Origin of the sequence: Enterococcus sp. DIV0086 (assembly GCF_050498705.1) — a bacterium.
Classification (GTDB): Bacteria; Bacillota; Bacilli; order Lactobacillales; family Enterococcaceae; genus Enterococcus; species Enterococcus faecalis.
On sequence record NZ_JBNIDN010000001.1, the window covers coordinates 701,586 to 727,055 of the forward strand.

15 protein-coding genes and 1 pseudogene are annotated in these 25,470 nt (G+C 36.1%); 1 reads left to right on the top strand and 15 read right to left on the bottom strand.

Features of this window, described 5'->3' with window-relative positions; genetic code table 11:
• Positions 1 to 251: 251 nt before the first annotated feature.
• The 5 genes from IGI63_RS03365 to IGI63_RS03385 all read right to left on the bottom strand — a co-directional run bounded on the left by IGI63_RS03365 (position 252) and on the right by IGI63_RS03385 (position 7,216).
• Complete coding sequence (locus IGI63_RS03365; protein ID WP_002382420.1) at positions 252 to 1,154, bottom strand: glycosyltransferase family 8 protein; 903 nt, start codon at positions 1,152 to 1,154, stop codon at positions 252 to 254.
• Positions 1,144 to 1,989: a glycosyltransferase family 8 protein gene (locus IGI63_RS03370; RefSeq protein ID WP_429975314.1), complete on the bottom strand. Its 846-nt coding sequence runs from the start codon at positions 1,987 to 1,989 to the stop codon at positions 1,144 to 1,146. Before IGI63_RS03370 ends, IGI63_RS03365 begins: the two co-directional genes overlap by 11 nt.
• A 500-nt stretch (positions 1,990 to 2,489) precedes the next feature.
• Positions 2,490 to 4,550, bottom strand: coding sequence for an LTA synthase family protein (locus tag IGI63_RS03375; RefSeq protein WP_010818414.1), 2,061 nt, complete (start codon positions 4,548 to 4,550; stop codon positions 2,490 to 2,492).
• A 41-nt stretch (positions 4,551 to 4,591) separates the two neighbouring features.
• Positions 4,592 to 5,980, bottom strand: a complete 1,389-nt coding sequence (locus IGI63_RS03380) for an MFS transporter (RefSeq protein WP_010712556.1) — start codon at positions 5,978 to 5,980, stop codon at positions 4,592 to 4,594.
• 381 nt (positions 5,981 to 6,361) lie between these two features.
• Positions 6,362 to 7,216 (bottom strand): LysR family transcriptional regulator, encoded by an 855-nt coding sequence (locus IGI63_RS03385; protein ID WP_002361978.1) that lies wholly within the window; start codon positions 7,214 to 7,216, stop codon positions 6,362 to 6,364.
• 391 nt (positions 7,217 to 7,607) lie between these two features.
• Between IGI63_RS03385 and IGI63_RS03390 the strand changes: the two genes are divergently transcribed.
• Positions 7,608 to 8,438 carry an MBL fold metallo-hydrolase gene (locus IGI63_RS03390; RefSeq protein WP_429975315.1) on the top strand — a complete coding sequence of 277 codons (831 nt, stop codon included), beginning with the start codon at positions 7,608 to 7,610 and terminating at the stop codon, positions 8,436 to 8,438.
• Positions 8,439 to 8,585: 147 nt separating this feature from the next.
• On the opposite strand, the gene sprE is transcribed toward IGI63_RS03390, so the two are convergent.
• The 10 genes and pseudogenes from sprE to IGI63_RS03440 all read right to left on the bottom strand — a co-directional run bounded on the left by sprE (position 8,586) and on the right by IGI63_RS03440 (position 25,381).
• Positions 8,586 to 9,440 carry a serine proteinase SprE gene (sprE, locus tag IGI63_RS03395; RefSeq protein WP_429975316.1) on the bottom strand — a complete coding sequence of 285 codons (855 nt, stop codon included), beginning with the start codon at positions 9,438 to 9,440 and terminating at the stop codon, positions 8,586 to 8,588.
• A gap of 48 nt (positions 9,441 to 9,488) precedes the next feature.
• Positions 9,489 to 11,021, bottom strand: coding sequence for a M4 family metallopeptidase coccolysin (gene gelE / locus IGI63_RS03400; RefSeq protein ID WP_429975317.1), 1,533 nt, complete (start codon positions 11,019 to 11,021; stop codon positions 9,489 to 9,491).
• Positions 11,022 to 11,255: 234 nt separating this feature from the next.
• A pseudogene (fsrC, locus tag IGI63_RS03405) lies at positions 11,256 to 12,597 on the bottom strand (sensor histidine kinase FsrC).
• A complete protein-coding gene (locus tag IGI63_RS03410; protein WP_002377181.1) occupies positions 12,594 to 13,322 on the bottom strand; it encodes an accessory gene regulator AgrB in 729 nt (242 codons plus the stop codon). The pseudogene fsrC and the gene IGI63_RS03410 overlap by 4 nt, the downstream one beginning before the upstream one ends.
• Before the next feature lie 88 nt (positions 13,323 to 13,410).
• Positions 13,411 to 14,142, bottom strand: coding sequence for a response regulator FsrA (fsrA, locus tag IGI63_RS03415; RefSeq protein WP_080280341.1), 732 nt, complete (start codon positions 14,140 to 14,142; stop codon positions 13,411 to 13,413).
• Between the two features lie 418 nt (positions 14,143 to 14,560).
• Positions 14,561 to 16,519: an amidase domain-containing protein gene (locus IGI63_RS03420; RefSeq protein WP_429975318.1), complete on the bottom strand. Its 1,959-nt coding sequence runs from the start codon at positions 16,517 to 16,519 to the stop codon at positions 14,561 to 14,563.
• A gap of 81 nt (positions 16,520 to 16,600) precedes the next feature.
• Positions 16,601 to 22,228, bottom strand: coding sequence for a TIM-barrel domain-containing protein (locus IGI63_RS03425; RefSeq protein ID WP_429975319.1), 5,628 nt, complete (start codon positions 22,226 to 22,228; stop codon positions 16,601 to 16,603).
• A gap of 504 nt (positions 22,229 to 22,732) precedes the next feature.
• Complete coding sequence (locus tag IGI63_RS03430) at positions 22,733 to 23,128, bottom strand: hypothetical protein (protein WP_429975320.1); 396 nt, start codon at positions 23,126 to 23,128, stop codon at positions 22,733 to 22,735.
• A gap of 47 nt (positions 23,129 to 23,175) precedes the next feature.
• Positions 23,176 to 24,192: an alcohol dehydrogenase AdhP gene (gene adhP / locus IGI63_RS03435; protein ID WP_429975321.1), complete on the bottom strand. Its 1,017-nt coding sequence runs from the start codon at positions 24,190 to 24,192 to the stop codon at positions 23,176 to 23,178.
• Between the two features lie 208 nt (positions 24,193 to 24,400).
• Positions 24,401 to 25,381: a DUF916 and DUF3324 domain-containing protein gene (locus IGI63_RS03440; RefSeq protein ID WP_002379535.1), complete on the bottom strand. Its 981-nt coding sequence runs from the start codon at positions 25,379 to 25,381 to the stop codon at positions 24,401 to 24,403.
• Positions 25,382 to 25,470 lie beyond the last annotated feature (89 nt).

Consider the following 25,470-nt stretch of genomic DNA (forward strand, 5'->3'; position numbering starts at 1 on the left):
TATTTTTCTTTATTGTAATATTTTTTTCCTAAAGAAATCATTTTTTTATAAAAAACCACCCTTAAATATGATACCAGTTGCTGGCTTTATTTTAAATAGACAAAAAAGAGTATGAGACAAAAATCACTTTAGATTTTTGTCTCATACTCAAAATCTGAAAAACAGTTCTATCCCGACTTCTTCGTTTCTATTGTTTGGTTCTGGCAACAACTAACAAGTAACTGATTTTACGAAATCCATGACAATATTCATTATTGAGCATATTCAATCCTTCTGCTAATTTTCGTATAAGATAAATATTGATTGAATGTGTTGACACAACGAAAGGCCGTCCTATTCGCATATTGATCATAATAACGCTTGGTATACCACTGAAATTCTTTCGTCCAAGGTTTGACATGGCCAGTAAAGTGGATAATGGATGGTGCTCTTCTCGTTTCTTCATATTGTTTTTCTCCATAAATAGTTGGATGTTTTTTCGCTTTTGACAGAATATAACCTTGGGCGTTCCACTTAGGATGCAACAGGGTCCAACGGTCGTGTAAAACCGCATTCAATGCATCTTGATCATGGAAACGTAATTTATCTGGATTTTCTTCAATAAATCTTAAGACTTTAGTGGTTACATCTAAATTCAACCATTTTTTAACATCGATTAGCAACAAGCCTGAGTTAAAATAACACATAGATTCTGCAGGAATCGCCATTTTTTCCAAACGTTGATGGAACCCTGCATCTTCAACAGCGGCGATGATATTTTCACCTAAATCAACTGTCCATAATTTTGCGACATCATCTAAGGCAATCATATCACAATCCATATACAACAGCCGTTCGATCTGGCTTCCTCTAAACAGCTCTGGAATAGCAATCCTGTAGTAAGCTGTTTTGGGAATTCGTTCACTGGTTACAACATTTTTGAAAAAATGGGGGTTGATTTTTAAAAATGTTAACTCTGCATTGATTTGGGTATGTTTAATCGTAAAATACAGTAGTTGCTTGCTTTCAAAATTGATATTGTCATCAATCACATAAAAATGAACAGCTGCCGCTGAAGGACTATTTTCTAAAATTGAAACAAACATAGCAGCAAGATGCGGTACAAAGTTGGTATTGCAACAGGAGACAATCGCTAATTCTTTTCTATTTTCCATTTCTTGCACCTACTTTCTTTAATTTGTTTAGATAAAGAGCTGTATAAGGATGATTTTCTAACGTATTCCAGGGTTTATCGTGTCCAGTAAAATGAATAATCGCTGGCTCTTGATTTCCCGCTGCATATAATTTTTGGTAAGCCTCATTAGGCGCTTCATGACGATTAAAAACTAAAGACGTCTGCATATTCCATCTTGGTTCTAGAGCTAGCCAATCTTCATAAAGAACAGCGTTTAAAGCATCTTGATCATGATAGATTATGCGGTCCCCATTTTCTTCTAGATACTGAATTGTTTTTTGCGTGATTGCTTTCTCGTTCCATCGGTCAATATCAATAATCATGACTCCTGAATTAAAATAATAATCGGAGGAACGGATGCCCAAACGTTTCAAAGCATATGCTTGACCAGGATCAATAACCGCGCCAATCGTTTGGTTCACTAATGGCGTATCATACAACTGGACAATATCATCTAAAACAAGCGTATCTGCATCTAAATAAAGAACCTTTTTATAGCTATATTTTTGTAAAAGTGACGGTAAAGAAATGCGTAAGTATGCGGTCGTTGTAATATGATCACTCACTAAAAAATTTTGATACACTTCTTTGTCTGCTGTTAGAAATTCAACAGTTGCATTTTGTGAGTTACTACTAACCGTTTCTAGGAGTGCTTTTTTGCTAGATAGCGACAGCCCATCATCAATCACATAAAAATGAACAGGTCTCTCCGCATGACAATTTTCTAAAACAGTTGTCATCATTACATTCAAATAAGGAGCATAATTTTCGTCTGAAGCTGTCACAATTGGCACAATCTTCTGATTTTTTCTCATCAAAACCACTCTCCTCTTTTATTTTTATAGCTAAGTTCCTATTCAGAATAGGCCCTGAAAAACTTATCTGCAAATCATATGCTCATTGTTTTATAATATAATTATAATAAAAATATATTTTATGGCTATAAAATAATTTTGTTTTCCGTTAACAACTATTAAAAAAACAACATTTCTCTTACTTTATCCTCAAAAATACTATTTATTTAATACTTGTTTTACTAATTTTTTTATCTAGAAATCCGCCTGTTGTATTTTCTGTTGATGGTAATTTTAAAATGTACAGCGAAACTTAATATAAATTCTAAACTGACTTCTTACTCAATAAAAGAGCGAAAGAGCCTGGGACAAAAATCACTTTGGATTTTTGTTCCAGGCTCAAAACCTGATAAATGGCGGGAACAGAACCAATTCCTTCAAAAATAAACGGTTCTGTCCTGACCTCCTTCACTTCATATATGATTCTCTTTCCCTTCCAAAAATAATCCTTCTTAAATGATCTATGGCGTAGTCGGATAATTTTGGACTGTCGTTTGATTGCCATTTTGACTAAACAAGCTGGTTGATTGTGCATTTTTTTGTTTTTCTACTTCTAAGACTTTGTTTTTTTCAAAAGCCACATCATAGTTGTAGTCCTTTGGTTGCACTTCTTGGAATCCTTGTGGTTTATAAAAACGTAAAAGGTTTTCCTGATTTAATTTGTCAGATAAACTTAACGATTTTTTCACCCAATCGTTATCTTTCGTGACTTCTGCTTTTAAATCTGCTGGAACTTGGTCTAATTTTTTCCCTTGATTATTGTAGATTTCCCCACCTAGATAAGAAAATCGAGGCGTTACAAAATCGCCATTTCTAAAAGGAACCACTTGTTTATATTGAGGAGATAAAAGGTCCGTGCCAAAATGGATATAATTTTTATCATCGACACCTAAAAGATGGTACAGTGTCGGTAAAACGTCAATTTCCCCACCATATTCGTGCATGATTTTCCCTTGCGTATAGCCTGGCATGTAAAACATCAAAGGTACTCTTTGCAATTGCGCATTGTCATAGTTTGTCCACGTTTTTGGATCGCGGTTGAAGGCTTTACATAAGTCCTTGTTGTTCGCATCTGAAATACCGAAGTGGTCACCATAAATAACAAAAATAGAATGATTGTATAAACTTGTTGTTTGCAAGTAATGGAAAAATTGTTCTAGCGATTGATCCAAATAGTGCGCTGTTCGAACATAATCATCCACAATCGAATTGCCTGTGTTCAATTTAGGAAACGGGAAGTTTTGGTCATCCGTGTAATAAGGGGTATGATTGGTCACAGTTAAAAACTTCGCATAGAATGGCTGCTGTAAATGCTCAAGCTCACTAGCTGATTCACGCAACAATTGTTTATCTAAAATACCGTAACCTAGCATTTTGTCATCTTTTGAAAAATATGACCGATCAAAAAAGTATTGATAACCTAAGTTTTTATACACATGGTCCCGATTCCAAAAACTCCCCACATTCCCATGGAAAACAGCGGTTGTATAGCCTTTTTGTCCTAAAACAGCGGGAGCCGCTTCGAAAGTATTGTCTGATCCTAATTGTGTAAAAAGAGAGCCTTGCGGGAGCCCGAATGTTCCTGTTTCTAACATGTTCTCCGCATCACTCGTTTTTCCTTGCCCTACTTCATGAAAGAAATTATCAAAACTGATTGTCGCTTTGTTTTGATAGAGCTGATTTAAAAACGGTGTAACCTCTTGGCCTTGGACTTTCATATTAATCAAAAATTGTTGAAAACTTTCTAAATGAATCACAAATACATTTTTTCCTTTGGCAATCCCGGCATACTGCGGATTAAGCGGTAAATTGTTTTGCTTGGTAAATTTCATGATTTCAGGTAATTCGTTTGAACTAGCTTCTGCTCTTACCTCATTTGACATGGCTGTTTTGACACCATCGATGGCTGTGAATGCATCCAAGCCAAGATATTTTACAATATAATTACGATCAAAAATTCTTTGAAGCAATTGAGGACGATCGGTTTCGCTTAAAAATAAGTTAACCGAAAAGAGCAAGACACTTAAACAACTAATTGAGATCGCCAATCTTCTGTTGATAGGTTTGGTCATAAAGACTTGATGATTCCGTCGCTGTTTAAAAGAGTAAAATACCAAAACGAGCAGTACTAAAGTATCTAGCCAATAAAAGACATCGTGGACTCTCATTAAAGCAAGTAAATCACCAGAAATCCCTTCTGAAACTTTTGAAAAGCCAAAAACAGATTGGATGGTAATAAAGTCAGTGAATTCACGATAAAAAATAATATTCAAATATAAAATTAATGTATTTAAAACATTTAAAAGAGTTAAGCTAAGCATAAATGTTTTATGCTTTTTAAAATACAAACTAAAGCCAAATAATAACAGCGTAGTAGCAACTGGATTGAACCATAAAATTTCTCGTTGGAGACTGCCCTTAACGCCCAATGAGAAATCTAGGTAATACGCCAGAATCGTTTTTGCCCAAAAGAGTAAAACAAAAAATAAAAAGAGTCCTAATCGGTTATTTATTTTTTTCATCTAAGTTTGTCTTCCTTTCCCTTCAAAAAAATCTTGATTTGTTAAAAATAAAACCTAACTCTGCGCAATGACTTTTTCGCTAGCGGAGAATTGGATAAATAACTTAAAAAGATAATCGCAATGGCGCAACATCCAAATAAAAGCCATACGTTTGTAAAAGGTGTTCGAGTAAGCGAACTAGTAATAGGCTTTGTAATTAAAAGACTTGGTAGCGCAACCCCTAAAGAATTGCCAATTTGCTTACATGTCACCGCAATGGCTGCTGCCGTTCCTGACTGAGAAAGTGGCATTCCTTCAATCGCTGTAATGGTAATCGGCGAATTTAACATCCCAAACCCAATGCCTAAAAAGATATAAATAACAAATAAAATAATCATAGGCGTTGTTTTAGTTACAAATAATTGTAAAAAGCTAACAGCCAACATTGAAATACCACAAAGCATAATAGGACGTTTCGTCCCTATTCTCCCTACCATTTCGCCGGCTCTCGGTGCAACAAGAAAACTAACAAAAGCCAAAGGAATGGTTGATAAGCCAGCTTCCAACGGGCTGAAGCCTCTCATTTCTTGCAAATATAGCGTGTTTAAAAATAAATAGCCGTTATATATGATAAAGCCAAAAATAGCTAAAAAAGAAGCCGATGTAAATGGAATAGATAAAAAGAAACGCGGGTTGATTAACGGATTGTCAATGTTATATTCATAAATAAAGAAAATGACAATGGCTAAACAGCCGATTATCCCAGTACTTAAAATATCTGGCGCGAAAAGCCCTTTTCTAGGTAGTCCGATAATGGAATAGATAGAACTAAATAGAAAAAGAATCATCAATGCTTGACCAACAAAATCATTTTTCGCCGTCTTCTCTACTTTTGACTCAGGTACAAATTTTTGTGTAAGGATGATTGCCGCTGCAATGATCGGTACATTTACAAAAAAGACATACCGCCAGCTAAAATAAGAAACAATTAGTCCGCCAATAATCGGGCCCATGCCTAAGGAAATCCCTGTAACAGAGCCCCACAAGCCAATTGCTTTCGCACGTTCTAACTTTTCGGTAAATACCTGTGTAATAATAGACATTGCTACCGGATTTAACATAGAACCACCAATCCCTTGCAACATGCGAAACGCGATCAATTGCCCTGGGGTTTGCGAAATCCCACATAGGAAAGACGCTAAACCAAAACAGGCTAAGCCCAATTGAAGGACTCGTTTACGGCCAATTCGATCTGCTGTAGACCCAGACAACAATAATAAGGATGCTACCATTAAAGTGTAGCCATCTGTTACCCACTGTAATGTAGACAGATTCGTGTGAAAATCACTTTGAATGGATGGTAACGCCACATTGACAACCGTAACATCCATGGTCACTACAAACAAACTCATGCAACAAGTATACAAAATAACTTTTTTTCTATCGATCATAAAAACAGTCCTTTCTAGCAACTACATAAAACAGGAAAAGCAACAATGACACTTAAACTTCTAACGACACAGTTATCGCAAGTACTCACGTATCAACAGTTCTTTATATTCCTTACCATTTAGTTATTTTATATTAAAAAAAGTAAATCTTTAGATAGCCAAACTATACACCAGAACCCCTTTAAATTGAACCGTAATAGATACGATTTATCGATTCTTAAGTTATTAAATAATTGAACATTCTGTTCAGAAATATCGAACAGCCCCATAATTGAGCATCTCTTTTAAACAATGAACAACAAAAATAGCCTTATCCGCAGCAGAAGTAAATCTAAGCGAATAAGGCTATTTTTGGTAACTATTCCAAAGTAATTTTAATGGCTAAGTCTCTAGCAACTTTTGTAAAGTTGCCTTGATTTGACCAGGTTGGACAAAAACCGAACTGGAAACATTTCGGTATAAATAAAATTTTTGTTTTCGTTCAATCGGTAAAAAGAAGAGTTTAGAATCAATTTCCTGCAGTTGTTCTTTCCGAAGAGAGATCACCGCATAAACTCCTTTACTTTTTTCAATGAGACGAGTAAGCATCAACGTATCGTAGCAACAAACAAGCGGACTTGTTAATTGCAACATTTCTAGCACACTCTTGGTAGCTTCTAAATGATCTAAGTGATGAGGCAAAAATAGAAATGGATAGTTGGTCAAACAGCTGAAGCCTTCTTCCTCAATTTCTTGTTTAATTTCTCTTGAAACACAAAGATACATTTTTAGTTCAATTAATTGTTCTTTCTTTAAAACTGGACTATTCACATCTGCAGAAGTAATCACAAAATCCAACTCATGATTCTCCAATTTATTCAATAACTCAAACGATGAACCATGGTAACATTCCCAAAAACGATTCAGTTGATCCTCATTTTCTGTCACTTTATACATCAAGGACGTATTTCCAAAACCTAAACGCATCACTGGATTCTCAATCATTTCATGCAAATTAAGTTTCATTTTCTTGGCCTCGTTTAAAATGATATATACAGATTGGACGATTTTATCACCATAGGAATTTAACGTCAAAGAATTCCCGTTACGGTCAAAAAGTAAATGGCCCAATTCACTTTCCAAATCTTTTAATGACGCACTTAAGGTTGATTTACTAACATGGAGTTCAGAGGCTGCTTTGGAAATACTATTATATTTTGCAATGGTATAAAAATATTCTAATTTTTCAATAGTCATCTTTTGTCATCCCTTTTATTCAAATTCATTTGCCCACGCAACCTGTTCAAAACACGCCTCACTCTTTATCAATAGCGTAGTTATTTTTGCTCTAATAAGCTATGTCCATCTTGTTATTTTTCTATAACTAATAGCAGATGGATATGAAAGTACCTTTGGTAAAACTTTTTCTCGGAAATAGCATGAACATTCGCAACAAATTCAGCTTATTAAAAAAGGCGTCTAGCTTTTTCTATTTTACGCAAATTTACTTAAGAAATTCCATTTCAATTCTTCTCTAAAAAAGGTAAGATGGACACAACAAATGTTTCAGTTTCCATGCCCATTTACTTTAAGGTTCAGCGTTATCTACTAAGTATGAAGAATGTCAAAGAAAGGTTAGGTACTCCCAATGAAAATCAACTATTTAGGTACGGGTGCAGCAGAACGGATTCCAGGAATTTTTTGTAATTGTAAATTATGTAAGTACGCTCGAGAGAAAAAAGGACGAGAAATTCGTACACAAACTCAATTAATTATTGATGATGTCCTGCTGATTGATTTTCCAGGAGATTCTTATTTACACTTGTTGCAGTATGACTTGTGTTTTGCAGACTTTAACTCTTTACTAATCTCTCATTGGCATTCCGATCATTTTTACGGCGAGGATTTGGCTTATCGAATGTCTGGTTATGCATTAGATATTCCCAATCGTTTAACTGTTTACGGAAATGAAGCAGTTAAGACGTTTTATCAGCGCGCCTTTGATTTAGAAGGTCGTCAAGACGATACCCGATTACATTATCAGGTTATTCAGCCCTACAAATGTTTTACTATTGCGAACTATACGATTTATCCCCTTCCTGCACAACATGGAAATTTCAGTGAAGATTGTTTTATTTTCGTTATTGACGATGGTAAAGATGCTTTTTTATCCACCCATGATACAGGTTACTTTACGTCAGAAATGTTTGAATATCTTGAAAAGAGCCACTTATTTCTTAATATTGTTTCTTTAGATTGTACTAGTCAAACAAACGAAACTGGCAATAGTCATATGAATTGGGAAGAAAATTTAAAATTAATTGCAGAATTAAAAGAAAGAAAACTCGTCACAGATAAAACGATTTACGTTGCCAACCATTTTTCTCACAATGGCGGCTTGTCTTATGCGAAGATGGCGGCTTTATCTCAAAAGCATGAAATCATTACGAGTTATGATGGGTTAGAAATACTAACTTAATCGGATTATTTGCCTTCTTTTCAGCACTATTATATGCTTTTAACCGATAATTACAAGGTACTTTTATCGCAACTTACACTATCTTAAAAAACAAAAATACTCGAGATTTCCTGTGATTCTGGAAATTCCGAGTATTTTTATGATTCTTTACGCTGCTGGCACAGCGGATAAACGTTTATTTTCTTCTTCATTCACTCGATTGACAATAAAGTTATAATTCACTTCATTTAGTCTTTGACCATGATTTCCTGTTTGCTTAATACCGCCATTGGAATGAACACCAACTACTTCAAACCGAGCATTATAGATTGGTGAACCAGATTGACCACCTGTTGTATCGATATCATAAAATAGTAATGGATTTTCTAAGTCTGTAAAGTTAGATGTAAACAAATCATTTTCATGAGACCATTGCGTGTGGTTTTTCTCACCTGGATAGCCTGATATTGTTACATGGGTATCTGAAGATTCAAACTTTTTCAAAACAAATGGCGTTAAAATTTCTCCCAACTCTGGGCCATCTGGACGATCGTTTTGTTTACCGACAGTCACTACCGCAATATCCGCATTCGGGGAAAAAGCTACATCAATCACTTTGAATTTGCCAAATGGTGTCGCACTGCCATCTCGACCTGGATAAAACCAAGCATCATCTTTGGCATTCGGATTTAATACTTTGGTATTCTTAAAACTTTCAACCACATGATTATTGGTGACAATTGTATTAGTTCCAACAACAAAGCCTGTTCCTAAAGAAATATAGCCTGGTTTACTGGCAGGGGAAATGATTCTTCCGATTGACGCAAAAGGCGCTTCGGTTGTATCTGCCACTTCTTGTCTTCTGTCTTCAGGGTCCAGTAACGATCTTTTTTGTCGTGAATGACTTTCGGCAGGAACGATATACTCTTCTGCATTTGCAGACAAGCTAAAACCGGCTATCAAAGTTACTAAAATCAGAAACAAAAAACCAGCACTAATTTTTCGTATGGAGAACTTTTTCATAAGATTATGCCACTCCTTATCCATTTTTATTTAATTGGGGAATTTTTTTCATTCATTGACCAGAACAGATTCACTTGGTTGGTTTACTTGAATATCCTCTTTAGCTCCGATTCCAGCAGAGTTAAAGGCTGCTGACACCACTGAAGCTGCTTCATCGCCATATTGAACTTTTGCAGCAGCAAGCATCGCATCACGAGCATCACTGAATTGTGCTTTAGGTGTTAAGTAATTTACTAACGAGCTGTAGAAAATAGTCTGTGCTTTTTCAATGCCTAAGTTCTGGATAATGGTGTAACCAATCCGATTAATAATTCCACTATTATAATGAACACCGCCTTGATCATAATAAGGCGTTCCTTTATACCGTGCTCGATCGTCGTATTGAGCCATGGTTTCTGGTTGTCCGTGTTTACTTGGCGTTTGTAAATTTCGAATACCTGTTTTTCGGTCAACACTCTGAGTATCCGCACCAATTTCTGGATTAGATGCACCCGAAATAATATAACCCATCAAATCAGAATAAGATTCATTCAAGGCACCTGATTGTCCTAAATATTCTAAACCGGCAGTATGTTCCGTCACACCATGTGTCATTTCATGACCAACTACATCTAAAGAGGAAGCATACGTTTTTCCTGTTGGTGTACTTGTTTCACCATAACGCATTGCTTTTCCATCCCAAAAAGCATTGTCATAAGCATCTGGATGTTGTTCATCAACAACTGACAAGATGGGCATCCCTCGATCATCAATACTGTGTCGTTGGAAATGATCTTCATAATATGTTTTCACAAATTTTCCATGCGTATAGGCGTCAACAGCATTCTGATTTAATGTCGCTAGTGATGACGCTTGAATAATAGAATAATTATTTTTGCCATCAACTACTGCATGGTAAACCCCTGTGTTATCCGTTCCGTGTAAAGCAATTCCCGTATTGCTTTTTTCAACTGGTACATTAAACGTTACTTGAAAAGAGTTTTTTAACGTTACTTCACTACCGACATGTTCCGTTAAATCTTGTTTTTCCATAATTGTTCCATCTGTAGCATTTACTTTATAAACCAATGATATGGGGTCACCAGTTGGTGAAGAAGTTACTCTGACTTTATAAAATAATTGCCCTTCATTATTTACACGTTTGTCAATAGCTAAAAAGACAAGATCTTTATTTTCCGGATTATCAGAAGCAATAATTTTTTTAACTCCTTCTTCACCGATTGCATCAACCGATTGAATTTTCACTACTTGATCAACTGGATTTCCTGTAACACTTGTTACTGCACCATTTTTATCTAAATGAATAATCACATTATCTGAATCAACAGTAACGCCTTCCGTTTGCTTTTCTAACTTAAGATGCTTCATCCCCCACGCGTCTTCTTTTCGATCTACAACCGTATATTGTTCAGCAGCTGCCTCAGAAATTGCCTCCTTTTCCAACTTCGATAAAACTGTTGAAACTTCACTTTCTGAATAAACTTGTTCTTCTGCGGCTACAAAAAGTGAAGAAAATAGACATGAACTTCCAACAAAGATGCCTGTACCTAAAATGTATAAAATTTTATTTCCCTTCATCAAACAATTAACTCCTTCCCCAGTTTCCTTTTATTTCTTTTCCCAACAAAAGTATTGCTTTATCCTCCCTAATTTTTCCCGTTAAACGACCGCCCCTTTCCCTGCGTAAATATTTGTTGCTATTTTCATTATAGACAACTACCTAACCGGCACTATCTAAATTCCTTAATCAGCCGACATTTTTCCCTGTATTGCCCCTCATAACTCAATACCATAGCAAAAAAGTTGTTAACAAATTCATTCGTTAACAACTTTTTTACTATTATGATTTTTTTCAATAATTAAATGTTGAGTAACCGATCCTTCATTGAAGGACGTTTGCAAATCAAATTGATCTGAAAAATCAACAATTTCTTTTACATATAACAATCCCCAACCGTGCTCTTCTGGGTTACTTTTAGAACTAAATTTGGTTTTCTTCATAACCTTAAAATCAAATTCGGCTTGGACACTATTTGTTATCACAAACTCTTGTGTTTCATTTTTATTGAAAATTGAGATAGCGAACATTTTCAATTCTGATTTTGCACTGTTTTCAATCGCGTTATCTAATAGAATAGCCAACAAACGAATCACAACCACTAAGTCGATTGATGTATCAAGAATAAATACTTCTGGCACATCAACAATCACTTTTAGTTTTGCTTGCTTTGCGGTATTAATTTTCATACTTATGAGTGCCTTAAGTTCCATATTTTTCAAACGATTTAACTTCATAAGTTCAAATTCTTCATTATCAATAATTTTTTTGGTTGGTGCAATCGTTTCTTCATAAATTCTTTTGATTTCCAGAATATCTTCGTATGAAATAGCAATTTGTAAACTATACAATAAATTTTTATAATCATGACGAAACATCGCTAGCTCTTCGTTAATGGATTCTATTTTTTCAGTATAAATCGTTAAATTATTCAATAATTGAGTGTTGATACGTTGTTCTTCCAAATAAGCTTCAATGACTAAGCCAATCAGAATTAAAAATAAACCTACACTTATTAATAACTCCAATTTAGAACTATTTACCGTGACAAATCCTCGCATAAAGTCAGGTGAAATCTCTGGCGAAATCAAAAACACAAAAAGTAACAACAGAATCAACAATAAAAGTAAACAACCAAAAAAATTCGGCTATTTTCTAACACACGATTTAATCTTAAAAAAACACTATTGGGAATTTTTAAAGCAATCCAGATATTTATAAGCAACAGAAGAACATTTGAGGCAATCCATAATAATTTATTTTGATAAATCTGTTGAAAAAAACACTTAAAATCGTTTGCTCCGTGTAATTGATAAACGAAACCATAAGCAATGTAAAAACGGATAAAAATATCGCTTTAAAAATTGAGAACCTCTTTTTGTGAATGAGTAAAAATCCTGTAAAAACAACGACTGTCAGCGCATAAATCAACCAAGAGTAGCCCAACATTAATGCCGCAAACGAACAAAGATTAATGACAATAAGCAATGAAAGTAACGGTATTTTACATTCAATCTTAATCAATGTTACTCGTAAAAAGACAAAAACGATAAAGCTAGATACAAGCAAAACGTTAGTAGCTAATAACGACAAAATCATTTTTCAATATTCTTTTTAGGTTTTTCAGTTTGTCCCATCCATTGTCCAAATATATTGGGCGAATTTTGATTTAATCTAGGCTTAGTTCCCACACCATCACTAACTTTTGCAACTCTTTTTTCAATAACATTTTTAATTATTTTTTTACCAAATTTCATAAAAACACTTCCTTCAATTAAATTTTTTGTTACAGGGAGTATCATCAGACCTTGGATGACGAGACCGTAGAGTATTACTGAAGCAATCTTTTCTTTGACAAACAGACTACATAAAATAAGTAAACACACCCTTATAAGGCTTTGCTTTTTGAGCACGTTTAAATCAGATGGCTGAACAGGTTCGATTGCTGTTCCTTGTGGCGCATACCAATAAAATAATACGACTAAGAGGCAAATCAATAGAATTTTATAAATAAACGGTAAGCTCACAGAAGAATTTTTCAATACAAATGGTATAGCAACATAGATAACAATGCTTTCTAGACGACAGAGCCATTTAGTTTTTGCATGCCAGCCACCTGCGACAGGCCGTAAAAAAATCAGTACGACGTATACAATAAAGGTTTCGCTTAACGTCCCAAATAAAACTGATAAAATCAGAATCATCAGAAAATTAAATAAGCCAGAAAAATAAACGGTTAGATAATACTTTGTCCATTGTGTTTTTCCTGATTGATCTTCCTGATCCATATCCATAATATTTTTTAGAATCCAATCGATTAGCATATCGCCCTCCTCTTCAAGTATTGCACTAAATTATAACGAATATAGCGACTAATAGATAGATAATTCCTTAATTAGTCATTATCCCTCCCTAAGTAAGAAATAGTGCCTTGACCTGAGTATAATATCTTCTTGAGACTGGTACTTCCGTTCCGTCTCTCATAGTTAAAAGATGCGTTTTATAATTTAATTTTGACGCATATTTTTTATTGATGATGATTGATTGATGGACTCTAATCAAATCTGGATGCAGTTGTTCAATTTTTGATAACGTTCCATAAAATTCTCTTTTAAAATTTTTACCAACCATTGACACACGATGATCGTATTCCGTTTGAAAGAAATAAATATCATTAATATCCATTTTTATAGAAGACGCTTTTAAGTTAATGATAATATATTCACTTTTTGTCTTTATATTTTCTTTTTGTTGAATATATGCGTCGACACATGTTTCAACTTCTTTTTGGAAATCTAGAAAATCCACGTTCTTTTGAATAAATTGAAGAGCTGAAACCATATATTTGTAAGAAGTTAAAACTAATTCTGTGTGAGTAGAAATAAATACAATCAGACTTTCACTGTCTGTTTTTCTGATTTCTTTGGCAACCTCAAATCCTGCCTGGATATGATTGTTCATTTGAATATCTAGGAAAAAGATATTTAGTTGGGCGTCCTGGTGTGCCACTTGTAATAATTCATCTGAACGTGAAAATAAATGGATTGTTTCATTATAAATATTTCTTGAATGTAGGATATTTGTTACCAATGCTTCTAACGCTTTTGCTTGAATAATTTGGTCTTCTAATATATAAATAGACATTTGTTCACTCATCCCTTTCTCAAGAAGATATAAAATTACACAACAAAAGACAAATGATTATAATGTTCAATCAATTTATACACCAATAAAAGAGATAAAAAATTGATTGTCTGTTAGTATATTCACATAAATTTAGTATAGCGATTTCAGTAGTTTCCTGCAAACAAAAACATAAAATAACAAAGTATCAAGAAAGAGTACTTTGGACTATTCATCTTTTTCTAACGAATCATGAGGACTATTGTCTCTTCGTTGATGAAAAACAAAGAATCAACCGCCAAACTGTTCTTGTCATTTTATACATGACAAAATCAATTCATTGGTCGATTCTGGTTAATTTAATTTGTTAGTTCACACATGGATCATTGTGCTAATTTTTTTCTTAAACATCCACACTTCTTCCTGTTGAATGAGTCGATCAAGCGCCAATGTAGGTCACGCCACTACTATATGCAATTACATTAGGTAAGACACGATACGAAATCGTTTGATCATTGATGACATTGCTTTCAGAAATAATGATTCCATCAGAAGTGACCGCTTCAACAAAAGCAACATGTCCATATTGATTATCTGCGCCAGCAACTCCTGGTTGGAAACTAATCGCACGACCAGCTTTAGGCAATGAACTAACTTGATAGCCTAATGCACGTCCTTTTCTTCCCCAGTCACTGCCATTTCCCATAAATTCATCCACAGAAGTGCCCAACTGTTTGAAACGATTATAGACATACCACGTACACTGGCCCACGGGATAGCTACCACTCCGATTATAATTGATCCCATCATAGACTGGAAAATGCATTTGTTGCTGTTCCGCTTCCGACAGCTCATTTTTAGATTGGATAATCAAACCGTCCACTGTTTTTGGTAAATCAAATTGCGTTAAGTTATAAACCGCAATTAACGAATTTAATTTATTATCGTATTGCTTGTCTGTTGCATATTTACCTGTTAAAAAACGCGTTGCTTGAAGGTAGTTTTTGGCTTCCGAACGCCACGCTGGTTTATAAAAATCTTGATTTCCGTCAATCCCTTGTCGGAGTAATTGAACATAATCTTGCAGTGAGTCATTATAGCCACCGTAATCGCGAAAACCAGCGGAAATTGTATAAAGTTGGCCCCTCTGATCAGCCTCTTTTGTTGAAAAGCTAACACTATTTCCTTGGAACGAACCTTTCACGCCAAAGAGATTATAATAAGGTTCTTTGGCTAGTTGACTTTCGCCAGAGCCACTTTCTAAAATAGCCTGAGCTATCATCACTGATGCAAAAACATCGTATTTTTCGCCAAGTTCTCTGGCTGTCTCACCAATTTTTTTAATAAACGCTGTGGTTTGTTCTGACTTCTGCATTTCAAATGACGCACCATATGTTGCTAAAACTTCTTTGCCATACTCCGTTAATGTGAACTCCTTAAAAGGATTAGTCACTACCAAGCGTTTTTCCTCTTTTGAGTCTGGTTGTTGTTTGGCAGTATAGATATTCTCTAACTGACCAATTACTTCTGGTTCCTCTTTAGAATCCGCTTCCGCTGCGGCAATTAAATATTTTCCTTGGCCAAGATAAACACCATTTTGAAGCGTTTTTCTTTCAGCTGTTTGCCAAAAAATCAGATCACCAGGTTCTGCCTCCTCTATAGAACGAACTTTACCAAATGTCATTTGTTCTTGCGGTGTACTGCCAATGTCTATTTTAAATAATTGTTGGTAAATTTTTTGGGCAAGGAAACTACTGGTTAATGCTTGCTCCGTCAAATTAAATTCTTTTTTTGTTTTCCCAACGTGTCTTAATGCTTCAGCCACCACGACTGCCCGTTTCTTTTCGCCAAAAGACGACAACAGTGGCAGTTCGTAGCCTTTTAAATTTGAAGAAGCTATTTCATCTACTTTGAGGGACGGATTTAACGATACAGCCTGATTTTCTTCAACAACGTTATTTGTGGCTTCAGGAACTTGAATAGGTTCTTGCTTGGTCACAGGAACTTGTGGTGGTTGCGATTGTTCAACAGGCTGCGTGATTTCTGATGATACCGTTGGCTCTGTAGGTTCTTTTTTTGTTTCAGAACTAGTATTTGTGGTTGTCGTTTCTGTCGTTGAATGACTCGTTGATTCGGTAGTCGTATCGGTAGAACTACTTGATTCAGATGACGAACTACTAGTGGACGTTGTCGATGTAGCAACAGTTGTTTCGGTTGTTTCGGTTGTTTCAATTACTTTTTCTTCCGAAGTAATTGTCGTTTCCGAGGACAGAGCTGTTTGTAGCGAGCTACTTGGTAATTCTGCAGCCAACGTAACAACTGGAGCGACTTCCAAACTCAGAAGAACGAGAATACTTGTTAAAACAAGTAGTTGATTCTTGATTTTCTTTCTTTTCATTCGTAAAAATCCTCTCCTATTACTTACTTGCGCATTTGCACACTGTTTTTGTACAAATGCGCCTTGTAAGTTAATGATACGCTAATTTTGCTCTTTTTTATTTTTGAAGAATAATTTTCCTAAACCAATACTTACTATCAATAGAAAACCACTAATTGACCAGATTGGCGAAACAACTTCATTTGCTTTTGGCAAAGTACCAGAAGTGATGGTTTTCGTTGTCGTTCCACCTGCTGCTGTGCCCTTTCCTGGACTGGTTACACCACCAGTCCAGCTAACCGTGCCATGATTTCCATTGTTGCCTGTAGAGTTGCTACTGATTGGCTCTTCTGCCATTGCTTCAATGGCTTGTGCTAAAATACTTAAATATTTGTCCACAGCTTCTTGCGTCGCATTTGGGTCCTCAACAAGTGCTTTTGCTTGTTTAATTGCTTCAGCTAAAGCTTCTTGCGATGCTTTTGTAAATTGTTTTCCTGCTTTAGGTTTCAAGGTTTCTGCTTTTTGAAGCAGTTCTTTCAACTTTGTTTTATCCGTTTGAAGGACTTGTTCCTCTAAACTATCCAAAGCAGTTTTTACATTTTTTTCAGCAATATCAATTTGTTCTTGCCGAGCATTTTTATCAGCTAAAATCCCTTCCGCTTGGTCAATTGCTTCAGTTAAGCGCGCTTTAGACTCGCTGGTAAATTCTTTTCCGGCAGATGGTTTGATTGCTTTTGCTTTGGCTATCATTGCCTCTAAGGCTTTTTTATCTGTAACTAACGCTTCTTCTTGTAACCCATCGATGGCACTAGTTAATTCAGCAACCGCTTCATCAATCATTTTTTGATTAGCTGCTGGGTTTTCCAATGTGTTTTTAGCTGCTAAAAGCGCTTTTTGTAAATCTTGTAACGAGGAGGCAGTAAATTGGTGCCCTTCACTTGGAGTGACTTGCTGCGCTCGTTTGACAACTTCTTGTAATTGGTCTTTATTTACAAGGGGTACTTCTTTTAATTGAGCCATTGCAGTTTCCAATGCGTTTAGAGCCGCTGAGACTTCTTCTTTTGTCGCCGTTTCTTTCGCTACGATTGCTTCAGCCGCTTGAATTGCTTCTTGCAATTGTTTTTCTGTTTCTTTTGTAAATTGGTATCCTTCTTCCGGCTTTCTTCCTCGGGCTTGAGCGATTTTCTCTTTTAAGGTTTCCTTATCAACGGCGACGGGTTGTTCTTTTAATTGTGCAATTGCTTCACGCAATGTTTTAGTCGCTTGGTCTATTTCTTCTTGGGTAACTTTTTCTTGAGCAAATACTTTTTGAGCTGCTGCTAATGAGTCTTCGAGAACTTTTTTAGTTTCTTCGGTGAATTCTTGCCCATCACTTGGTTTCTTCGCTAGCCCCTCTTGAATTGCTTTTTCTAAATCAGCTTTATTCGCTACATCAGGCATTTTTTCCAACTGACTTGCAGCCTTTTCTAGGTTTTCCGCGGCAGCAGAAACGTCTGTCTGTGTGGCTTGCTCATTGGCTAGAACAGCTACTGCCTCATCTAAGATTGGTTTAAAGATTGCCCAAGTTTCAGGCGTATATTCTTTTTCGACACGTGCTTGATTTAGCGTAATTAGCGCTTGTAATAACTCTTTATCTACTAGCTCTGTTGGCTTCACTGTTACAGAAAAATCTGAAAGTGTTGCTTGTTGGAATCCTTGGCCCACTAATAATCCTTGACTCATATCAAATTGTAATAGCTGCTCAACAGTTGTCGCACGTTTTACGCGAGTTGTTTCTTTTACTTTAACTTTAAAGGTAACTAAGTCCATTGAACCATTTAACAATTGTTTATTTCCTTGATTACTAAGAACTAAATATAGATTCTCCACATCATTTGAATGTTTCCGATATTTAGAATAATTTTCCATTTGTTTTGTATTATTCGTGGTTGCAGGCTGACCGACAAGTTCAAATTTGCTAGAATCAAAGGACATTTTTGTACTTAACGCATTAATGTTTTTTAAGTCTTGACCTTTAAGTGTAAAGGTTAATGTATCGCCAGGAAGATAAGTATCCTTGCCATTTTCATTAACCACAGCAAGGGATAAACCGCCCGCAATTTCTTCGACATCAGGTATCTCAATCCCACCATCTAATTGTCGTAAAACATAACTGATATCATAAGCATCAATTACCCCATTTTTATTTAAATCACCTTTTTCAACATAGCCATTAAAGTCACTGTCCTCCGATTCTAAGCCTGTATAGTTTCGATAACTCATTGCATCATTTTCATCAATCGTTCCATCGTTAGTAATGTCTCCATGTAAGATTCCTTCTGTCCCTGGTTGTTTGTAAAAGAGCATCTCACGACCAGAGCCAAAATTACCCACCGATTTTAATACCTTCATTTCAACAAAACGATACGCTTGGTCCTTCGTTTCAATGGTTTTTGTCAAAGCATCTTGCTTCCAGTTAATAGGTTCTGAAAACTCTGTCCAATTAGCTCCATCTTTCGACGTCCGATACTGGAGTTGCAAAATATTTCCGTTGCCGGCATTGTCTCTTGGCAAGTATTCAATTTTATCCATTTGATACTCCGCACCAAGATCAAATTTTAAAGACAAGAAATTTCCATCACTTGGATTAGCGATGCCTGTTGACCAGTTCGTATGCCAACCTGTACTCAAATCTTTATCTGTTAATTTCTTCAATTCTGCGCCTGGTTGTTCTGGTAAATTACTTGTTGCTTTGACTTGATTAATTGTTTCTTTATAGGGATCATCTTGTGTTTTTCCTTTAATCGGTTCACTCCATTCAGAGACTCCGTTTTTTCCAACAGCTCGAACTCGAAAAGTATGTTCGCTTAGGAAGGAAAATCCATCAAATGTTGCTGTATTCGTTTGAATATTTCCGAAAACAGTCCCGTCACGCTCTACTTCATAGCTTGTTGCCTCAGTTACTTGATCCCATTGAAGAGTCAAAGAAGATGGCGTTGTTTTTTCTTCATTGATTGCGACATTTGCCGGAATAGTTAACTGGTCATCGACCGTTGTATTTCCTCCGTCAACCGTTCCTTTATTAATGAAACCTTTGACAGTTATTTGAACATCTTTGGCGGTCACAGATTGTTTCGCTAGTTTTACTGATAACGCTGATTGGTTCAGTTTTTCTCCTGAAGCTTCAGAAAGATACTGATTCACTTGGAATTCTTTATCAAAATAATATAGATTTGTGCCAGCTAAAAATTCTTCTTTATTAGCTGCTTGTTTCAAGGTTACTTCTGTTCCCCCCACCATTACTGTTACGCTTTCGGGCGCTTCTGAAGCTAGCAAATCAAGCGTGGTGCTTCGTTCATCAACAAAGCCTTTGTAACTTCCTTTTGTCGGTTCGATAGTAACGGTCAGATCCCCTTTTTCGTTTGATTTAGGGCCTTGACTATTTATTTTAGTCGTAGCTGATTGCCCAGCTTCATAACTAGTTGAAATTCCGTCATCTTCATACATATTAAAAGAAGTGGCGCCATTTGGATAAATCAAGAAAGATCGTTGATCTCGTTGGATTTCCTTTGGATTGTTGTTTGGATTCGTCATTGGGATAATACTGCCATCTTTGACGAAAACGGGCACCTTCCACAGCGGTGTTTTTACTCCATTTAAGACACGGCCACCTTGATATTTTTCGCCTGTAAATAAGTCAACCCAGACTTGTTTTTCATCTGGTAAGTAGATTCCATCACGGATTGAATTTCCTGCCTCATCTTGATTGCCATTATAAATTGGGGCAACGAGTAAATTTGGTCCCCACATATATTGGTATTGAGAATCTTTTGTATATGCTGTTCCTTCATTAGGAAATTCTAAAGCCATGGCCCGTACCATTGGTAGTCCATCAACTGATTCCTTGGCAATACTGTAGTTATAAGGCATCATCATTGATTTTAATTTTAGATACGCTCGGTTCAAATCTGTGGCTTCTTGATCAAAAGCAAATGGCGTTTTTGGATTGGAGCCCCAGCCGTCCATATTTAGCTGCACTGGTGTAAAAGTTTTCCATTGGAAATCACGTATGTTGACCTCTTTATTTTTTCCACCAAAAATTCCATCCATATCTGAACCGACATTTGGTTGTCCAGACAACGAAGTCCCGATATATGTTGGGATATGGAAGCGAATATATTCCCATTGACCACCCGTTTGATCGCCTGTCCAAATACCAGCGTGCCGTTGGGTTCCGGCCCAACCATCTAATGAAACAATCATCGGACGAACTGCGCCGTCTGTTTCTTTTACAAAAACATTCGCGGCATCTTCTACACCATTTAAGCCAAAGGAATACCCATACCCGACCCACGCCACGTCAGTTTTGAGAGCTTTAACACCAGCGACACTAACTTCTTTCGCAATATCCCGTTCTCCTTTTTTAGGATTTTTAGGATCCGCTGGATGGAGATTAGATTGAGTCCACAGCCCCACTTCAACACCATTGGCTTGAGCATACTCTGTAAATTCTTTTAAGTTTTGTACATCGCCGTCCAATGAATCTGTTTGGCCATAGCCAGCACCGTAGCCGTCATTTGGCAAGAACCACCCTAACGGCATATCGTTTTTCTTATATCGATCAATAACTGCGCGTGCAGAAAATTGATAATTCTCTTTTTCTCCATTTAAAGATTCTAGCGTGCCATTTAAGTTTCCTAGATCGCCTGGTTGGTATTCTTTGTAAAAATTACCATCTTCAAACTTAACTGCTCCCGCGGTTCCTTCTGCTACTTTCACCCAATAGTCCCGATTATACGCGTTTAAATGCGCTTCATAGAACCCGTATTCTGGCATCAAAGCTGGTTTCCCGGTTAATTCATAGTAATCTTTTAAAATACCTGCTGAGGAATCATTAAAGAAATAAAAAGCATCAAAATCTGTTCCTTCGTGCGTTGTTGTGGTTGTTTGTGGATCATGACTTCCAAAATCATAGTTGCCAGGTTTCCATGTATTTCGAACAACGCCATACCCTGCAGTTGACCAATAAAATGGGTTAGGCGATGCTACTCCGCCATCTACCCAATTGTTCGTATTGACAATCTGGATAGCTGTTCCTTTATGCGTAAATCGACCATTTTGAGTTCCTCCACCAAAATAATTTTCTTGACTACTTTGTTTTAACGTTTGTGTAGCTTTATCATTTTTAAAGGATAGCGGAGCGGTTTCTTCTAAAATAACTTGATTCTTTTTCTTGTCTAGAACCTTCATTAAAGCGCTTTCTTTTTCGAACATAATTTTTAAACCATTATTTTCTAGAATAAATTGGTTTCCTGAATCTGTGATGTTCGTTTGCTCAAAGGCTTGTGTGCCATAGTCGGCCATTGTTTTAGCCGTAATTTTCGCAACATGCTTTGGATCATTTGGCGTTGGATATTCTTCAAATTTACCAGTTGGATCTAGATGATAGCGAAAAAGATGGTCGTTTAAAATACTAATTTGTGCTTTTTTTCCAGAAGCATACGTAATGACAAAGTTTTTCTCCGCTTTTTCAATCGACACAATTGCTCCGACTGACGTTGCTGAATCAGCTACGTCTTCTTTTGCTGTTTGCTCTTGCGCATCAACCACTTGAGAATCCATCGTAACAAACGAATGGAACGCCAATACAGACGAACTCACTAATAAAAATGTCAACCAGTGCTTTTTACCGTAAATTTTTTTACCCTGATACTCTTTGTTCATTTTTTCCTCCTTAAAATTGCTCCCCATAGAATAGTTCCGACACAATTACTCACAAAATCCAAAACCCAACAAGGTTTTATCCAGATGAAAAGTCATAACGATTTTCTTAGTTTACTGAGACTGTAAGCAAGTCAGTTTCAGTAAACCCTTCCTAAACACATCCTTTCAATAAATTATTAAATGAAAACAATCTATTTTCATCTTATATAAAAATTTTAGTACAGAATCACAATTTCCCAATGAATGCGTTTTCATTTATTGACTACCAATTTTTCACTTTTTTAATAACATAATTATCGTATGATGGTTTTTTTGTGTTTGTCAACGGTTAATTATAGCAGCCACCATTAACAAGTATTAACCCTTGATAAACCTGTTAATTCACTTATAATGATGATTTTATTGCAAAAATATCTACATCAGAAAAAGAAAGCCTTTTTTCAAAAATCTAATACCTGTTGCTCAACTTTAGTCTATTTAAAAATAATCAACACCCTCCTGCTCAGCAAGAGGGTGTTGATTACTCGTTTTTTAGTGATTGATTTGGGTTGCTGGTGTGAAAAGCAAACTAATGATGATGCCAACTATCAGTACCGCTAGCAATATAAAAATTAACTTTCCAAACCGGTGATAGGGATTGATCGAAAGCCCAATCCCATAAACTTTCGGAACCCACAAAGGAGGCGTTGGATTATCTTTTTGATCTTTATAGGCTATCTTTAAAATCTGCCACGCAAAATACAACAATGGTAAAACCATAATTACCCCAACTATACCTAGCCATTTTGCTAATAAATCACTGGTATGCAAAAGACTGATTGTCAGAATTGGTACAAACAAAAGAATAAAGCTAATTGTGGCTCCCACTTGTGCTTGCTTAAGCAGTCGTCTCTCACGGAGAGTAAGATTCGCAAACATTCCATCCATCCTTTCATGGTTTTCAGATTAAATCAACGAATCACTAAAAAACTAAATTAACTGCGAAAATCAATGACCATTCGCCCGCGAATTTTTCCTTGTTCCATTTCTTCAAAAATATCATTAATTTCTTCTGGTTGACGTGTTTGACAAACAGGAACAACTTTTCCTTCTGCACCGAATTGGAAAGCTTCGCTTAAATCTTGACGGGTTCCAACTAACGATCCGACTACGTGAATGCCATCAAGAACAAGACGTGGAATAGATAAATCCATTGTCTCAACAGGCAATCCAACGGCGACAACCGTTCCTCCCGCACGGACTGCATCGACTGCGCCATTAAATGCTGATTTAGCTACCGCAGTAACTACTGCTGCATGGACACCACCAATTTCTTTTTGAAGTTGTGCAGCAAAATCAGGATCTTTAACTGGATTAATTAAAAGATCAGCACCCATTTCTTTCGCAAAAGCTAACTGATCATCATTCACATCAACAGCTACTACTTTGGCATTAAAGACATGCTTGGCATATTGTAAAGCTAGATTACCTAGCCCACCTAATCCTGAAATCATTAGCCATTGACCTGGACGAATCCCAGATTCTTTTATCGCTTTGTAGGTTGTTACCCCTGCACAAGTAATAGAGGAAGCTGGCTCTGATGCTAAATTTTCTGGCACTTTCACTGCATAACCGTCTGTGACGATGCATTCTTCGGCCATGGCACCATCAACTGTATATCCAGCATTTTTTACTGAACGACAAAGCGTTTCTCGACCAGAAGTACAATATTCGCAATGCCCGCAGCCTTCATAAAACCATGCAACAGATGCACGATCACCAATTTTTAAACTAGTAACGTCTTTTCCAACCTCCGTCACAATCCCAATTCCTTCGTGACCTAAGGTACAACCGCTAACATCGCCAAAATCTGCATTCTTAACGTGTAAATCCGTATGACAGACACCACAGACTTCCATTTTCAACCGCGCTTCATTATCTTTCAATGGACACGATTCTTTTTCAACAATTTTTGTTGTTTTTCCTTTTGCTGCGACAATTGCTTTATACATGGTTCTTTCCTCCTTGCTTCTATTGTGAATCATTGAACAATAATAGTATAATACTACTTTCCAAAATAAGGAACACCAATGACTTGCGTAAATTAACGCTAATTTGACAATTTATCCTTGCTAGACAGCTATTCTTCCCTTATGTTATAGATAATTCATACTGGCATGATTTTTTCTGCATAATTGTCAACTATTTTAAAGGCAGGTTTTACAACCTCATTTTTCCCTTCTTTTTTCCCAAGATATAGCAGACGGTGCCTAAAATAACTAGAATTAAAAAGGCCATGAGGTACTTAAGCCAGTGAAGGTTTTTGACTTTATGATCAACAGAACGCTTATTATACTGATCAGCTTGCTTTTTGTTTATCGTGAAATCTTTTGAGAACGTCCAGCTCCCCTCATGGTTTTTCAACTTAATGGTATAGGTATAGTCTCCAGGTTTAAACGAATCTTTCAGTAAAATAGGCAGATCAAACCTTGTGTTTGGTGCAAAACTCAGATTATTTTTCTTTTCGTGAATGATCGTTTTGTTTGTTCCTTTTTCTTTAACAAAAAAATCTCCTTCGACTTTTGACAATAACTTCCGCTGTGGATTTTTAATTTCCATCGAAACAGTATTGTGGCGGTTAATTTGCCCAATTTTAACAGAACCACTTTCTAATTTTGCAGGTATGGTCTCTGCTGTTTCATTCACCCGAATAGCAATCGTATGCATATAAACATTTTGAATCCCACCCTTGCTTTGGTCCCCAGCTATCTCTACAGGTCGAATCGTCACTCCACCTAATAAAATTCCTGAGAATAACTTTTCTGGCATCGTTATTTGAAAATCAATCGTTTGTGATTGTTTACCGGGGACACTAATGTCTTTCCTATTGGGACTAATCAAATCACTAAGTACCAAACTCATCGATGGATCTTTTTCAAAGCTACTTTTTGTATAGTCAACTATCCCATTACTATTTGTTGTTGCTGTATTTACCTGAACTTTAAATTTTTGAGGGTTCGGCGTAGTATTGGTTATCGTTAATTTGAATGTATCTTTTTGTTTTGGAGTTAATGTCATATCAAAAAAATTACTGGTTTTGTTATTTTGAGTTGCTCCGAAAACGGGTGTGACTGTATACGCATTCGCATTGTCAATTGTTGCTGAACTATTGGTATTAGACGGATCTGCCCAGGCACGCATCGCTCCACCTAAACAGAGAATAGTCAATATAAAAAGTATCTTTAAAATTCTTTTCAATTTATCTGCCTCGTTTTCTTACATCGTTTTAT

What these genes read in the sequence shown, in the direction of transcription:
- IGI63_RS03365 (WP_002382420.1), bottom strand. Translation starts at nt 1,154, where the DNA reads ATGGAAAATAGAAAAGAATTAGCGATTGTCTCCTGTTGCAATACCAAC.
- IGI63_RS03370 (WP_429975314.1), bottom strand. Translation starts at nt 1,989, where the DNA reads ATGAGAAAAAATCAGAAGATTGTGCCAATTGTGACAGCTTCAGACGAA.
- IGI63_RS03375 (WP_010818414.1), bottom strand. Translation starts at nt 4,550, where the DNA reads ATGAAAAAAATAAATAACCGATTAGGACTCTTTTTATTTTTTGTTTTA.
- IGI63_RS03380 (WP_010712556.1), bottom strand. Translation starts at nt 5,980, where the DNA reads ATGATCGATAGAAAAAAAGTTATTTTGTATACTTGTTGCATGAGTTTG.
- IGI63_RS03385 (WP_002361978.1), bottom strand. Translation starts at nt 7,216, where the DNA reads ATGACTATTGAAAAATTAGAATATTTTTATACCATTGCAAAATATAAT.
- IGI63_RS03390 (WP_429975315.1), top strand. Translation starts at nt 7,608, where the DNA reads ATGAAAATCAACTATTTAGGTACGGGTGCAGCAGAACGGATTCCAGGA.
- sprE (WP_429975316.1), bottom strand. Translation starts at nt 9,440, where the DNA reads ATGAAAAAGTTCTCCATACGAAAAATTAGTGCTGGTTTTTTGTTTCTG.
- IGI63_RS03410 (WP_002377181.1), bottom strand. Translation starts at nt 13,322, where the DNA reads ATGCTAATCGATTGGATTCTAAAAAATATTATGGATATGGATCAGGAA.
- fsrA (WP_080280341.1), bottom strand. Translation starts at nt 14,142, where the DNA reads ATGTCTATTTATATATTAGAAGACCAAATTATTCAAGCAAAAGCGTTA.
- IGI63_RS03420 (WP_429975318.1), bottom strand. Translation starts at nt 16,519, where the DNA reads ATGAAAAGAAAGAAAATCAAGAATCAACTACTTGTTTTAACAAGTATT.
- IGI63_RS03425 (WP_429975319.1), bottom strand. Translation starts at nt 22,228, where the DNA reads ATGGGGAGCAATTTTAAGGAGGAAAAAATGAACAAAGAGTATCAGGGT.
- IGI63_RS03430 (WP_429975320.1), bottom strand. Translation starts at nt 23,128, where the DNA reads ATGGATGGAATGTTTGCGAATCTTACTCTCCGTGAGAGACGACTGCTT.
- adhP (WP_429975321.1), bottom strand. Translation starts at nt 24,192, where the DNA reads ATGTATAAAGCAATTGTCGCAGCAAAAGGAAAAACAACAAAAATTGTT.
- IGI63_RS03440 (WP_002379535.1), bottom strand. Translation starts at nt 25,381, where the DNA reads ATGCGTGCCTGGGCAGATCCGTCTAATACCAATAGTTCAGCAACAATT.